The organism is Gynuella sp. (assembly GCF_050297175.1).
In the GTDB taxonomy this organism is placed as follows: Bacteria; Pseudomonadota; Gammaproteobacteria; order Pseudomonadales; family Natronospirillaceae; genus Gynuella.
On sequence record NZ_JBNKSF010000019.1, the window covers coordinates 212,317 to 226,288 of the forward strand.

At 44.7% G+C, this 13,972-nt stretch carries 14 protein-coding genes; 4 read left to right on the top strand and 10 right to left on the bottom strand.

Going from position 1 to position 13,972, the window contains the following annotated elements:
• Positions 1-105: 105 nt before the first annotated feature.
• The 4 genes from fabG to ACQY6I_RS08130 all read right to left on the bottom strand — a co-directional run bounded on the left by fabG (position 106) and on the right by ACQY6I_RS08130 (position 2,622).
• The gene (fabG, locus tag ACQY6I_RS08115; protein WP_428240970.1) at positions 106-849 is read right to left on the bottom strand and encodes a 3-oxoacyl-ACP reductase FabG; all 744 of its coding nucleotides are present in this window, start codon (positions 847-849) and stop codon (positions 106-108) included.
• Between the two features lies 1 nt (position 850).
• Positions 851-1,786: an ACP S-malonyltransferase gene (gene fabD / locus ACQY6I_RS08120; RefSeq protein WP_428240971.1), complete on the bottom strand. Its 936-nt coding sequence runs from the start codon at positions 1,784-1,786 to the stop codon at positions 851-853.
• A gap of 206 nt (positions 1,787-1,992) precedes the next feature.
• Positions 1,993-2,175 carry a 50S ribosomal protein L32 gene (gene rpmF, locus ACQY6I_RS08125; protein ID WP_044617645.1) on the bottom strand — a complete coding sequence of 61 codons (183 nt, stop codon included), beginning with the start codon at positions 2,173-2,175 and terminating at the stop codon, positions 1,993-1,995.
• Between the two features lie 21 nt (positions 2,176-2,196).
• Positions 2,197-2,622, bottom strand: coding sequence for a YceD family protein (locus tag ACQY6I_RS08130; protein WP_428240972.1), 426 nt, complete (start codon positions 2,620-2,622; stop codon positions 2,197-2,199).
• Between the two features lie 186 nt (positions 2,623-2,808).
• Here ACQY6I_RS08130 and ACQY6I_RS08135 point away from each other — a divergent pair, with 186 nt between their 5' ends.
• Positions 2,809-3,408: a Maf family protein gene (locus tag ACQY6I_RS08135; RefSeq protein ID WP_428240973.1), complete on the top strand. Its 600-nt coding sequence runs from the start codon at positions 2,809-2,811 to the stop codon at positions 3,406-3,408.
• On the opposite strand, the gene ACQY6I_RS08140 is transcribed toward ACQY6I_RS08135, so the two are convergent.
• Positions 3,388-4,344 (bottom strand): S49 family peptidase, encoded by a 957-nt coding sequence (locus ACQY6I_RS08140; RefSeq protein WP_428240974.1) that lies wholly within the window; start codon positions 4,342-4,344, stop codon positions 3,388-3,390. The two genes, ACQY6I_RS08135 and ACQY6I_RS08140, sit on opposite strands and share 21 nt — an antisense overlap.
• A gap of 83 nt (positions 4,345-4,427) precedes the next feature.
• Positions 4,428-5,363 carry a 23S rRNA pseudouridine(955/2504/2580) synthase RluC gene (gene rluC / locus ACQY6I_RS08145; protein WP_428240975.1) on the bottom strand — a complete coding sequence of 312 codons (936 nt, stop codon included), beginning with the start codon at positions 5,361-5,363 and terminating at the stop codon, positions 4,428-4,430.
• 602 nt (positions 5,364-5,965) lie between these two features.
• Here rluC and rne point away from each other — a divergent pair.
• The 3 genes from rne (at position 5,966) to ACQY6I_RS08160 (ending at position 10,580) form a co-directional block, all read left to right on the top strand.
• The gene (rne, locus tag ACQY6I_RS08150; protein WP_428240976.1) at positions 5,966-8,542 is read left to right on the top strand and encodes a ribonuclease E; all 2,577 of its coding nucleotides are present in this window, start codon (positions 5,966-5,968) and stop codon (positions 8,540-8,542) included.
• A gap of 152 nt (positions 8,543-8,694) precedes the next feature.
• Positions 8,695-9,582, top strand: a complete 888-nt coding sequence (locus ACQY6I_RS08155) for a dienelactone hydrolase family protein (protein WP_428240977.1) — start codon at positions 8,695-8,697, stop codon at positions 9,580-9,582.
• A gap of 158 nt (positions 9,583-9,740) precedes the next feature.
• Positions 9,741-10,580, top strand: coding sequence for a DNA replication terminus site-binding protein (locus tag ACQY6I_RS08160; RefSeq protein ID WP_428240978.1), 840 nt, complete (start codon positions 9,741-9,743; stop codon positions 10,578-10,580).
• Positions 10,581-10,594: 14 nt separating this feature from the next.
• Here the strand turns inward: ACQY6I_RS08160 and ACQY6I_RS08165 are convergent, their stop codons facing one another.
• From ACQY6I_RS08165 to ACQY6I_RS08180, 4 genes are read right to left on the bottom strand one after another with little or no spacing between them, the layout of a single operon-like run.
• Positions 10,595-11,239: an MBL fold metallo-hydrolase gene (locus ACQY6I_RS08165; RefSeq protein WP_428240979.1), complete on the bottom strand. Its 645-nt coding sequence runs from the start codon at positions 11,237-11,239 to the stop codon at positions 10,595-10,597.
• A complete protein-coding gene (sthA, locus tag ACQY6I_RS08170; RefSeq protein ID WP_428240980.1) occupies positions 11,236-12,627 on the bottom strand; it encodes a Si-specific NAD(P)(+) transhydrogenase in 1,392 nt (463 codons plus the stop codon). The genes ACQY6I_RS08165 and sthA overlap by 4 nt, the downstream gene beginning before the upstream one ends.
• 56 nt (positions 12,628-12,683) lie before the next feature.
• Positions 12,684-12,923 (bottom strand): (Na+)-NQR maturation NqrM, encoded by a 240-nt coding sequence (gene nqrM, locus ACQY6I_RS08175; protein ID WP_428240981.1) that lies wholly within the window; start codon positions 12,921-12,923, stop codon positions 12,684-12,686.
• A 2-nt stretch (positions 12,924-12,925) separates the two neighbouring features.
• Entirely contained in the window at positions 12,926-13,960 is a 1,035-nt protein-coding gene (locus tag ACQY6I_RS08180) for an FAD:protein FMN transferase (RefSeq protein ID WP_428240982.1), read from the bottom strand.
• Positions 13,961-13,972: the final 12 nt, after the last annotated feature.

Consider the following 13,972-nt stretch of genomic DNA (forward strand, 5'->3'; position numbering starts at 1 on the left):
TCCACTCCCTAAGTGTGTGTCTTGTTAGCACTGGTTAAAAGTGCATGCTAGTTTATTAAAAGGAACTTCGATTAAGCAAGAACTGTATCCCGCCTCAATAAATCGTTATCCCATGTACATGCCACCGTTGACGTGTATCGTCTCACCGGTGACGTATGAAGCACCATCGCTGGCCAGAAAACCAACGACTTCAGCAATCTCTGAAGCCTCTCCCAAACGGGCCAGTGGCAGCTGCTGTAGGAGTGCCTGTTTTTGCTCTTCAGGTAGCTCATGAGTCATATCAGTCTGGATAAAACCAGGAGCAATAGCATTCACAGTAATTGCCCTGGAACCAACCTCTTTTGCCAACGAACGGGTAAATCCCTCAACCCCTGCTTTTGCCGCTCCATAGTTGGCCTGACCGGCATTTCCCATTGAACCAATGACCGAGCTGATATTAATAATTCTTCCCCAACGAGCCTTGGTCATGCCTTTCAAAGCAGCCTTACTAGTTCGGAAGATGCTGGATAAATTAGTATTGATAACCTGATCCCACTCATCGGCCTTCATTCTGAGCATCAGATTATCTTTGGTAATGCCGGCATTATTCACCAAAACAGTAACATCACCAAATTCTTCTTTTATCTGTTTAAAAACAGCATTCACAGATTCCTGATCAGCAACATCCAGACAATACCCTTTACCTTGAATTCCAGATTCTTGCAGATAAGCAGATATATTTTCCGCTCCCACTTCGCTGGTAGCAGTACCCAATACTACAGCACCTTTGCTACCAAGGTTTAAGGCTATAGCCTTACCAATACCGCGACTGGCACCAGTGACTAAAGCGATCTTACCCTTAAGACTCATATCATTCCCCAAGCTTTAAAGCTGTTTCAATACCAGTGACATCATTAATTGCCAAAGTCTGCAGCGGCTTATGAATTCTTTTGTTTAGTCCAGAAAGAACTTTTCCTGGTCCACATTCAATGGTGGCTTCGACCCCCTGTGAGACCATATAAGTCACACAGTCGACCCACAATACTGGCTTGAATAATTGCTCAACCAGATTGGCCTTTATTTTTTCCGGATCACTCTCCACAGCAGCACACACATTTTGCACCACTGGAATCTCAGGAACAGAGATTGAAATAGATTCCAACTTTTCAGCCAACTGCTCAGCTGCCGGCTTCATTAACTGACAATGAGAAGGAGCACTGACAGACAAAGGCAAAGCTCTTTTTGCTCCACGATCCTTACAAATCAGCATTGCACGATCGACCGCTTCTTTCTGACCTGCAATAACGACCTGGCCCGGCGAATTAAAGTTAACAGCCTCAACCACGAGCCCCTCTGAAGCTTCGACACACGCATCCAGAATAACATTATCATCCAGCCCAATAATTGCCGCCATCGCACCCACACCCACTGGAACGGCAGACTGCATAAACTGACCTCTAAGTTCAACCAAACTTACAGCATCAGCAAAATTTAAAGCACCCGCACACACCAGAGCACTATACTCTCCCAAACTGTGACCACTCATAAACAAAGGTACAGCACCATTTCTGGCCTGCCAGATTCTCCACAGAGCAACACTTGCCACCAGTAAAGCAGGCTGAGTCTTGTCTGTCTGATTCAACAACTCTTCGGGGCCGCTTTGCACCAGCTCCCACAAGTCATACCCCAACACTGCTGAAGCTTCATTATAAGTTGAATGAATCAGACCTTCCGATTCAGCCAATTGAGCCAGCATACCAGTGTGCTGGGAACCCTGTCCGGGGAATACGAATGCTATATTGGTCATATTTTTAAAATCTTATATTGTTGCTCAGCCATTATTGTTAAAAGTTTTCTTCGATAAACCAAGGTGAAGTTGAAACATTTATGAGATCGAAGACTTAATAATATCCAGTCATGAATAAAAGTTAAAAATATACCGAACAAATAAAAAAGGGAGCCAACGCTCCCTTTCTATTGTTTGTTCACTTTATTCCAACAGGCGTGCGAGCCTTACGCTTCGCTCTTGTCAGCAATCACCTTGCGCCCACGGTAAAAACCTTCAGGCGATACATGATGACGCAGATGAGTTTCACCAGTTGTGGAATCTACAGACAGCGCTCTTGCGGTTAATGCATCATGAGAACGACGCATGTCACGACGAGAACGAGTTTTTTTGTTCTGTTGAACAGCCATTTTAACAAGTCTCCTGTTATATCATTCTGGTTTTTTTAGATTAGCCAGAATACTGAAAGGGTTACTTTTTTTCTGATCATCACCAGCTTCTACAGCAGGACCCTGATCTTCATATACGGTTTTAACCTGGCACTCACCATCAGAATGACTGGAGAACATTGGCAGACTTAACAATAAGTCATCCTCAATCAGCTCCACCAAACTCATTCGCTTATCGGGACTCAATACAATTGGATCGTACCGTCCCGTCATACTGCGAGCCATATCCTCATGGAACGCAAAACTGATAGCAAAATCAGCCTCTACGCTATAGTCCATAGGCTCCAGGCATCGCTGACAAACAAGCGTGACCGTGGCTTGAGCACAGCCTTCTAATGACCTGATTCCTTCCTCGTCCACAAAAAAATGAAGCTTGACGGAGAGAACTCCCTCACTAGACTCCAACATCTTCGTGAATCTTTCGAAAGAATCTAAGGCGACAAAACCTTCGTAACTGACATCTTTATCAGCTAAACGATAAGGTTCATACAACTTTGGAAGCACCGGTCTTGACATAGGCGCGGTATAATATTGATGCACCCGTGTAGTGTCAAAGCCTTTATCACCTAAAAGAGCATTATTTAAGCAAAAAATATGACCAATATAATTCTTGCCTCTACCTCTAGCTATCGGGCTGAGCTTTTGAAACGAATCAACATAGCATTCATTCAGGCCGCTCCCTCATGCGACGAAACACAACTCTCCAGGGAATCCCCCAACCATCTGGCCCTAAGACTGGCGGAAGAAAAAGCCAAAAGCCTGACCTCTGAATTTGCAAATCATTTAATCATCGGCAGCGATCAAGTAGCCACGATTGATCAAATAAACCCTATTGGCAAACCTGGCAATCTTGCAAATGCAGCCCGGCAACTGAAACAACAATCGGGCAAAACCGTCTTTTTTTACACCGGCCTTTGTGTATTGAACAGTGCAACCGGTATTAGCTACAGCGATATCGTGACCACAACAGTGCGTTTCAGACACCTCTCAGACACAATGATTGAAAACTATCTGAACATGGAAGACCCTTCACAATGCGCTGGAAGCTTCATGAGCGAAAGCCTGGGGATATGTCTGACAGAGGCCATTCATTCTGATGATCCAACCAGCCTGATCGGTTTACCCATGATCAAGCTGGTCGAATTCCTGAGTTTTCAAAACTCCAATCCACTACTATTTCAAAGCAAAACCTGAATTCATACCAAGCACCTGAGCCGCCCCTTTACCAATGGAGACACCAAACTTCTCAGCAAACTGGTCAAAAGGGTTAGGCTTGGGTGAAAAATCGATAATCTTTTCATAACCAGCCTCCCTGGCCACCTGACTGGTTGTCTTCAGCCCATCGATCAACCCAAGCTCAAGAGCCTGCTCGCCACTCCAAAATAGCCCCGAAAACATATTTGGATCATCTTTCAAGCGCTCGCCACGCCCTTGCTTAACGGCTGCAATAAACTGCTGATGCACATTATCTAGTAATGCCTCAAACAGCTTTTTTTCATCCTCTTTAAGTGGGGCAAACGCATCAAGAAAAGCTTTATGCTCTCCGGAAGTAAACTGACGACGCTCAATACCAAGCTTCTGCATTGCTTCTGGGAAACCGAAACTGACAGCGGTAACACCAATGGAACCGACGATACTCGCCTTATCCGCATATATATAATCAGCCGCAGCTGCAATGTAATACGCCCCGCTGGCCCCCGTATCGGAAATAACCGCATATACTGGGATATCAGAGTGCAGCTCTTTCAGGCGCATAATCTCATCATAAACATACCCTGATTGAACAGGACTCCCCCCTGGACTATTTATTTTTAGTACAACAACCTTAGAATCTGGGTGATCAAAGGCCGCCCGCAACCCAGAAATAATGTTGTCGGCGGAAGCCTCAGAGTCGGATGCAATCTCTCCTCTGACCTGAACTACCGCCACATGCCCGCCAGTACTAGCAGAAACACTATTTATATTGCTCTGCTGCAAATAAATAGCCAGAACTGCAATCAAGTACCCAAAAGTCAGCAATTTAAAAAAGATTCCCCATATTCTATTTTTACGAGCCTCTTTGGTACTAGCCAGAACCGCTTTCTCCAAGAGCTCCCAATTCTTTCGCTCCGATTCCTGCTGCTTTTGCATACCTCTACCTTCTGCGGTGTCCGCTTCATCCCATTGATTCAAACCATTTCCCCTTAAACAATATTAAGTCGCCATCAAATATTTCAGAGCCGCTCCAGCGTCCCCACCCCTGCATGCCATTTCTCACCCGGATCGGCTTCAACAACAATTCGTTCATTCGACAACGGGTGGATCAACTCCAACCTAATAGCATGCAGAAACAAACGATCCAACCCAATCACGCGAGCCAATTCCAGGTCAGCTTCAGAGCAATACTTATCATCTCCAACGATAGGGCAGCGGCTAAACTGACAATGCACCCGTATCTGATGCGTACGACCAGTCACCGGTGATGCCTTCAACAAGGTATAACCACGATAACGCTGCAACACCTCAAACGTCGTCAAACAAGACTTTCCCTCAGGACTGACTTTAACATAACGCTCTCCTGACTGACGGCTCAGCTTCAACAAAGGCGCAGTGACTTTAGTTATATTATCCTGCCATTCCCCAACCACCAGACACTGATAAATCTTGGCAACCGTTTTGTCTTTAATTGCCTGCTGAAGCGATTTTAAAAAACTTCTTTTCTTTGCAACCATCAAACAACCGGAGGTATCTTTGTCCAACCTATGAACCAACTCCAAAAAATGTGCGTCAGGCCTGGCAGCCCTCAGAGCTTCGATCAACCCCAGAGATACACCGCTTCCGCCATGTACGGCCATACCATAGGGTTTATTGATAATTAACATTCCATCATCTTCAAACAAAACCCGGGACTCCAGGGAACTGGCAAATTCTGGCTTTATAACCACAGGAGCCTTTGCTTCTGAAGTTCTGACCGGAGGAATCCTAATCAAATCACCTGCCATCAGGGTTTGCAGGGGCTTGCAGCGTTTGCGGTTAACCCTGACCTCACCTTTTCTAATAACACGATAAACCCAACTTTTAGGAACTCCTTTTAACTGTGATAACAAAAAATTGTCGAGCCTCTGACCAGCCCGGTCCTCCTGAACAGTAATAAACTGAACTCCTGACAATGAGTATGCTCCGTTACAAATTATGCGCGCGAATATTAACATTTCTTCATTGATTGAAGCACTGTAACTTAACTGCTATATTCATTTAGCCCATATAGGGCAAATATGCTGAGGAGAGCATCTGGTCCTACATGACCGAACATCCTTATAAGGTTTAGCAGATGAGTCGCCATAAAGAACACGGCGCTTTTTTTAAACATCGCAAATCAAACGTACAGCACACGATTTAGCCTAAACTTGATCACAGGCCTATCCTGAAATCATTAGAGAAGAACTCAAGACTACCGAAGGCTGACTGTACGAAAAAACGGATTGATAGTATCTGAACACAGTAGATCAGATGCTTACCAGCTAACTTAGAAGAAAAGCACTAAACCAGATTATTAGATGCTGGTAGTCCATATGACTGCCCGGTATTACAATAAGAATGGAAGCCAACTGCTTCTGTTTGCACGGCTAGTTATATAATACGAAGCCAAAATAGAGGGGGATTTAACATATACCCCCTCTCAGAGACAATTTTGTAGTACAAGAGCAGGTAATAAAGCTATCTGGTTTCTTGCTTTTCATGACTTTGACATGATTAAGAGCATATCAACAGCATGAAAAGAATGTTGATTAACGCAACTCAATCCGAGGAAATCCGAGTTGCACTGGTGGATGGCCAGAAATTATATGACCTCGATATAGAAAGCGGATTCCGCGAACAAAAAAAAGCCAATATATACAAAGGAAAAATAACCAGAATAGAGCCCAGTCTTGAAGCAGCTTTTGTAGATTATGGCTCAGAGAGACATGGATTTCTCCCTCTCAAAGAAATCTCCCGAGAATACTTCATTGATCCAAACGTTTCCGGACGCATCAACATAAAAGATGTTTTGAAGGAAGGTACAGAAATCATTGTTCAAGTTGACAAGGAAGAAAGAGGTAACAAAGGAGCAGCCCTGACATCGATGATCAGTCTGGCTGGTCGTTATCTCGTATTGATGCCTAACAATCCAAAAGCTGGCGGAATATCCAGGCGCATAGAAGGTGAAGACCGCGCTCAGCTCCGCGAAGCCCTGCAAAGTGTTAATGTGCCGGAAGGCATGGGGATCATTGTTCGTACAGCCGGAATTGGGCGCAGTTCTGAAGAACTTCAATGGGACCTGGATTATTTACTACAGCTTTGGGAAAGTATCACGGGTGTTTCCAAAGAACGTGAAGCCCCCTTTCTGATTCTTCAGGAATCCAATGTCATTATCCGCGCCATTAGAGATTACCTACGCCAGGATATTGGCGAAGTATTGATCGATAACAAAGCCGTTTATGATTATGCAATAGACTTTGTTCAGAAGGTAATGCCTTCTTATCTCCCCAAAATCAAACTCTATTCAGAATCTGTCCCTTTGTTCAATCGTTATCAAATTGAAACCCAGATAGAAACGGCTTTCCAGCGGGAAGTGAAGCTCCCTTCCGGTGGTTCCATTGTCATTGACCCAACTGAAGCGCTGGTATCTATCGATATCAACTCCTCCAGAGCAACTAAAGGGGTAGATATTGAAGAAACTGCCCTGAACACGAATATCGAAGCTGCTGAGGAAATTGCCAGACAACTGCGCCTGCGCGACATGGGCGGATTGATTGTTATCGACTTTATCGACATGAATAACCCTAAAAACCAAAGGGAAGTCGAAAACAAACTGAAAGACGCCACGGAATCAGACCGCGCCAGGGTACAGGTTGGTCGTATTTCGAGATTCGGCTTGCTAGAAATGTCGCGTCAACGACTCAGACCATCGTTAGAGGAAACAAGTGGCCATGTCTGCCCTCGCTGTAATGGACAGGGTGTCATACGGGATGTTAAATCTTTGGCCCTGGCTATTTTACGTCTCGTCGAAGAAGAAAGCCTGAAAGAAAGAACTGCTCAGATACGTGCCATATTACCGATTTCAGTTGCAACATTTCTACTGAATGAGAAAAGACAAGCTATTGGAGATATCGAAGCCCGTACAAAAGCGCAGGTATTGATCATTCCCAGTGCCGCACTGGAAACTCCTCATTATGAAGTCATCAGAGTTAGAGACGACAGCGAACTGATTTCATCTGCTGAACCCAGTTTTGCCATTCATCTTACTGAAGTTGACACTGGAGACACTGATAAAGAGGAGCATTCACACAAACCTGCTGAAAAACCGGCCATCAGTACAATTGCCACACCAAGCTCACCAGCTCCTCAACCAACATCTCGCGAGATACAACCGCAGAGCGATGAGCAGAAGAAAAGCTTACTTGGCAGCCTGATCGGCAGTATTGCCGGGATATTTGGTGGTACTTCAAAAACCATAGAACCAGTTCAGCCTGAGCCCAAAAATACTGGTAGATCCAGACCAGAAAAAGACGCCAGAAAAACACCATCTCAGCGTAGTCAGGGCAATAACAACAGTGCAAGCAAAAACAAACCACGCACGAACAAGCCCAGACCCGAACGCACCACAAAAAGCAGAGATGATGAACGTCGCTCAAAGGCTGCCCCTAGCAATAACGCGGAGCAACAACCAGCCTCGACTGCGAAAAACACTCCCAAAAAAGAAACGGGTAACCGCAGGCCTGAACGCGACAATCGCGGCACCGTTAGCAATGAAGAAAAAGGCTCTAACCGCAAAAAGCGCAATTCATCGAATAAAGCTCCACGCCGGCAGAGACAACAGCCTAACACCAATGAGAACAAACAAAGTCCCGACACACCAGCTCAAAATCCTCAGACCTCTTCTCAGGATGCAGTTGCCGTACCGGAAACTTTTGATTTCAAAGCTACGAAAAACAACGCTGATACCTCAACTCCTGACGTAAAAGCTGAAACAGAAACCAAAGCACCAGTTGCTAAAGCAGTTAGCGGAGACACCGAGAATACTGTTAAGCAGCAGGATGCTTCAGAAACCAAAGCACCGGAAACAAAAGCACCGGAAACAAAAGCCCTTTCTATCACAAAGGTCGAGACACCGCCCTCCAACCAGGAGCCAGCTCAACCAAAACCGGCACAAGAAATACAAGCCAATAAATCGGAAGCCGAGAAGCCTCAAGAACCAGATAATGAGTCTTCAACCCCCAAACGGGCATTCAATGATCCAAGAGAAATAAAGCGGAGAATGCTCGAAGAGAAGAAAAAAGCCACCGAGCCTGATAATCAGGAACAGTAACTCCGCCCAAAGGGCTGCTTTCTTGCAGCCCTTTTTAATTTACATCCCTCTGACCTTTTTGAAGACGTCATACACTTGTGGTAGAAACTTTTCTTACCCTAAGATGAGTTCTTATCTGATATTTCAAGATAAGGACACTGGAGGGAAGAATAATGAACTCAAAGATTCCACAAATAGCTTTTGACTGGTACGACGAATACGCTCACGGAGACATTGACCGCCGTACATTTGTATCCAGAGTTGCAACGCTGGCCATAGCAGGTTTGACTGCAAATACCATTACAGCAGCATTACTACCCAATTATGCACACGCCGAACAAATATCCTTTAACGATCCGGATATCACCGCAAGCTATCTGAATTTTGAGTCCCCCAAAGGGCATGGAACTGGTCGCGGCTACCTGGTTCTACCCTCTATGCTTGAGCAGCCTACTCCGACGGTTTTGGTTATACATGAGAATCGGGGGCTTAACCCTTACATAAAAGACGTTGCTCGAAGACTGGCTAAAAAAGGCTTTATTGCCCTTGCTCCAGACGCGCTATTCCCTCTGGGTGGTTATCCCGGCAACGATGATGACGGACGAAGTATGCAGAGCTCTATGAATAAAATAAAAATCGAACAGGATTTTATAGCTGCTGCGCAATTCTTAAAACAATATGAAAAAGGTAACGGAAAAGTCGGTGCGGTTGGCTTTTGTTTTGGCGGATATATCTGCAATATGCTTGCCGCAACAATTCCAGATACAATGGACGCAATATCACCGTTCTACGGAACTCCCGCTCATGAGGATATTATAGATCGGGTTAAAGGCCCTTTATTGTTGCATTTCGCAGAACTAGACAAGCGCGTTAATGCAACCTGGCCGTCGTATGAAGAGATACTAAAGAAAAATAAGGTACCTTATGAAACCTATATGTACTCTGGCGTAAACCATGGGTTTCATAATGACTCTACAGCCCGTTATGATGAACAGAATGCTGAATTGGCATGGTCAAGAACAATCGATTTTTTTAACCACCATCTCAATAAAGGCCTATAGTACGAAACAAACCGGTATAACGATGACCACAACCCTATCATTGGCAGCAAATATAGATCATCCTAACAATGAATATAATAAAATTATATCGCAAGACAATTAGCCCAACAGAACACAAATAGAATTTGATATATAACTATTGAAACACATTGGTATCTATGCAGCAGCTAGAACATATTTTCGACACTCTTCTGTCTTTAACTCAATCCCTCAGACAGCATTTACAACACCACCAAGTTACCTGCTGGTGTCATGGCTACCAAACTGCTGCGCAAGGAATTCATGAAGCAATCACTGATTTCTGGTATCGGGATGGGATGGACGGTCGCGAAACCATCTCTTACTACGGATTGGTTGCAAGCGATGAAAAAATACTGAACCAGGTTACTGAGATCAACCAACTAAAAGCGAATTTCGCAGACTGCATCAAAAAGATCAGAGAAGATTCTCCAAATGACCTGAACAGATACAAATACGAATTAATCTCCAGACATCCAAACTTGGCCAATGAGCTTGCAGCCAAGGGATTGGCCCGACTTAACCTCAAACAAGTCACACGAGCGATACCTATCTTGCGACAACATCCCGCAAAAATAAGCTTTAACTGGTACAAAAGTGGAAAAAGCATTCAAAGGATTTCAAAACAGGACGCACTCAAAAAACTAATGCGCTTTGATGTGTTAGCTCCACACATCAAGGCTCAGTATGATCGCCTGGGGAGTCTGCCTGACACAGAAGTTTTGGCACTAGTGCAAAATCTTAGCCCGATAATGCGAGCAAACATACTATATGGAAATGGAGAGCGAACAGCTTTTAATGTGGCTTTACCGATTTTCTTCCCTAAAGAGCAAGGAATGCCTGCTTTTTCGATCCCAAACTCTCTTCCTCCTGAAAAACGCCAACGCAAAATCAGAAACGACAATCAATTAGAGGAAGACCCCATTGCTCCGAGTATTCGAGTATATCGATATCGGCCTGGACGCGAATCAGTGAGCTGAGAGCCGGTCGAAACTCACCCAAAATTTCGATCAGCAACAAAAGGATTTGTCAGACGCTCTTGCCCAAAGGTCGACATCGGACCATGACCTGGAATAAAACGTATGTCATCCCCAAGCCCAAACAGTTTCTCACGAATAGATTGGATCAATTGAGCGTGATTGCCACGTGGAAAATCTGAGCGCCCAATACTACCCGCAAATAGTACATCACCAACGACTGCTACCCTGGAAGACTCACAATAAAACACAACATGACCTGGAGTATGACCAGGGGTGTGCAACACCAACAGCTCTACTTCCCCAATACTAATAATGTCGGAATCACTCAACCACATATCCGGCACCACGTTTTCAGCTTCGCCGAAACCAAACATAGAAGCCTGATTCTCTATTTGATTCAGCCAGAAAGCTTCTTCCTGCTGAGGTCCAACAATAGGAACGTTCAGCATACTCTTGATAGCATTGGCTGCACCAGCATGGTCAAGATGTCCGTGTGTCAATAGAACCTTATCAACATCAATAGCCAAAGCTTCAACGCGCGCCAGGATTTTCCCTGCTTCACCACCAGGATCGACAATTGCAGCCTTACCCGTTTTTTCGCACCACAGGATGGAACAATTCTGCTGAAACGGGGTCACTGGAACAATTTCATATTTCATAGTCGATTTAATCCATTGAGCGCAGCAACACGATAAGCTTCTGCCATCGTCGGGTAGTTAAATGTATGGGTAACAAAGTATTCAAGTGTATTGCCACCATTTTTCTGCTCCATAATGGCTTGCCCAATATGAAGAATCTCTGCAGCCTGGTCACCAAAACAGTGTATCCCCAATAACTCTAATGTCTCACGATGAAACAGAATTTTTAACACACCTACATCTTCGCCAGTGATCTGTGCCCTGGCTGTATCTTTAAAATAGGCTTTACCGACTTCATAAGGAATCTTGGCCTTTGTCAGTTCGCGTTCGTTTTTACCAACGGAACTGATCTCTGGAATGGTATAAATACCATTCGGTATATTTTCAAAAAAGATATAGCTCGAATCGTTTACGATAGCACCAGAAGCAGCCCTACCCTGATCATACGCAGCACTGGCCAAGCTTGGCGCACCGATTACATCGCCAACAGCAAAGATATTGTCCACCTTTGTTTGATAAAATCGATCAACCTCAAGCTGACCACGGGAATTTGCCTCCAAGCCAGCATTTTCAAGACCAAGATCATCCGTATTACCGGCTCGACCATTGGCCCATAAAAAAGCATCCGCTTTAATCACTTTCCCACTTTGAAGCTTCAATTCAACATAATCATCGTAACCAGAAAGACTCTCAAACATTTCATTATGACGGATCAACACTCCATGACCACGCATGTGATAACTCAAGGCATCTGAAATTTCATCATCCATATACGCCAACAATCGTTCGCCTGGATTAACCAAGTCAACCTTGCAGCCCAAACCATTAAAAATAGAAGCATACTCACAACCAATAACCCCGGCCCCATAAATAATGATACGGCGAGGAGTTCTGTCCAGCGTTAGTATAGTGTCACTGTCAAACACCATAGGATGATTAAAATCGACGTTTTCAGGACGGTATGGACGGGAACCAGTCGCAATGACAACATGCCCTGCATGTAAGATATCCTTGGTACTTTGGCTGGTCTGAACCTCAATGGTATGGGGGTCCATAAATCGCGCATGGCCATTAAAAATCTTAAAATGATTACGACTATAAAAGCGGCGCCGCATACTTACCTGCTTGTTAATGACCTGTTGGGCACTGGCATTAACTTCAGAAAAAGACAGCAAAGTGGGCTCCGCAATAGCTCTGAACAAGGGAGTTCTATTAAATTTCATAACAGCATGAACTGCATGACGGAGCGCCTTGGAAGGAATTGTTCCTTTATGGGTGCAACCACCCCCAACCTCGGCCCGGGAGTCTACAAGTGCAACAGTTTTTCCCTTTTTGCCGGCGTTCATGGCGGCACTCTCTCCTGCAGGCCCAGTGCCAATAACGACAACATCGTAACTGTATTCAGCCATAGATACTCCCAGCCATAGTAATCACAACATAAAACATTTTATTAAAACCCAAAGATCTATTTTGCAGCGGCGTCATAGGCCAAACCAGCGCTTTTTTGACTGATCCTTTTGGCTTTTTCAACCTCATCCTCGCAAATACTTTTATCCCCACCACAGATATCACAGGCTACGTCCATACCCAGCGCAGCCATGCCACCACAGCTCCCAGTAATGGGTTTTCTACCCATCATTACACCAACAGCCATCAATGCGGTAAATATAACCATGGCAAAAAATACAACAATAAATGTACTCATAATCACCTCTTAAACTCGTAGTTATCAAACAACGAACTTTTATATTCTTTAAATCCATCGGCTGTTTTCTCAATCAAAAACACAGCCAAATGCTCTTTCTCAGCTAACTCAAGAGCAGACTTGGTACCTAGAACCATCATCGCTGTAGCCCATCCATCAGCAATAGCACAGCTATCCGCAATCACACTCACCGAAACCAACGGGTGATCAATCGGAAAGCCGGTTTTGGGATCAATCGTATGGGAATATCTTTTCCCGTTGACCTCAAAATAGTTGCGATAATCCCCAGACGTCGCAATAGCCCGATCAGATAAGGGTAAAATCCGATATATTCCTCGGGCACCGCTTTCCGGGGTCTCTATAGCTACCCGCCAACTGTCGCCGTTAGGTTTCTTGCCCTTTAGGCGCATTTCACCGCCAACTTCCACCAGATATGCAGAAATATTGAGGCTGTCCAGGTATTCTGCAACCTTGTCAACTGCATAACCTTTGGCAATTGCAGACAAATCAATCTCTCTTGGTGCTGTTTTAGTGACTGTTTGAGTGGCCGGATCCAGCTGTAATGCTGAATAGCCCACCATACCAAATGCTTTGTTCAGCTCCGCCTTATCCGGGACGATATCCGGTCGATCACTTGGCCCGAACCCCCATAAGTCCACCAGTGGTTCCACGGTAATGTCAAATGAGCCGGAACTTTTTTCGCTGATGATCTGGGCTTGTGAAACAACGTAGAATAAATCATCAGACATATGAAAAGGCGCACCGACAGCGGCGTCATTAAACCGGTTAAGCTCAGATTGTTTCAAATATGTAGACATCGACTGATCAATACGATCAAGCACACTATTCACGCCATGTTGATATTTGCCTACTTTACTTTTTCCACCAACGTACTTGATAGAATAGCTGGTTCCCAAGGCTTGACCATAAAACGTTTGAATTTCATCCTGGCCAGAAACAGAACAGCCCGTGGCTGCCATGATGGCAAAAAATGCCATCACAACATACACGGGCTTTAACACAGAACGTATCTGCACGAATACTCCCAG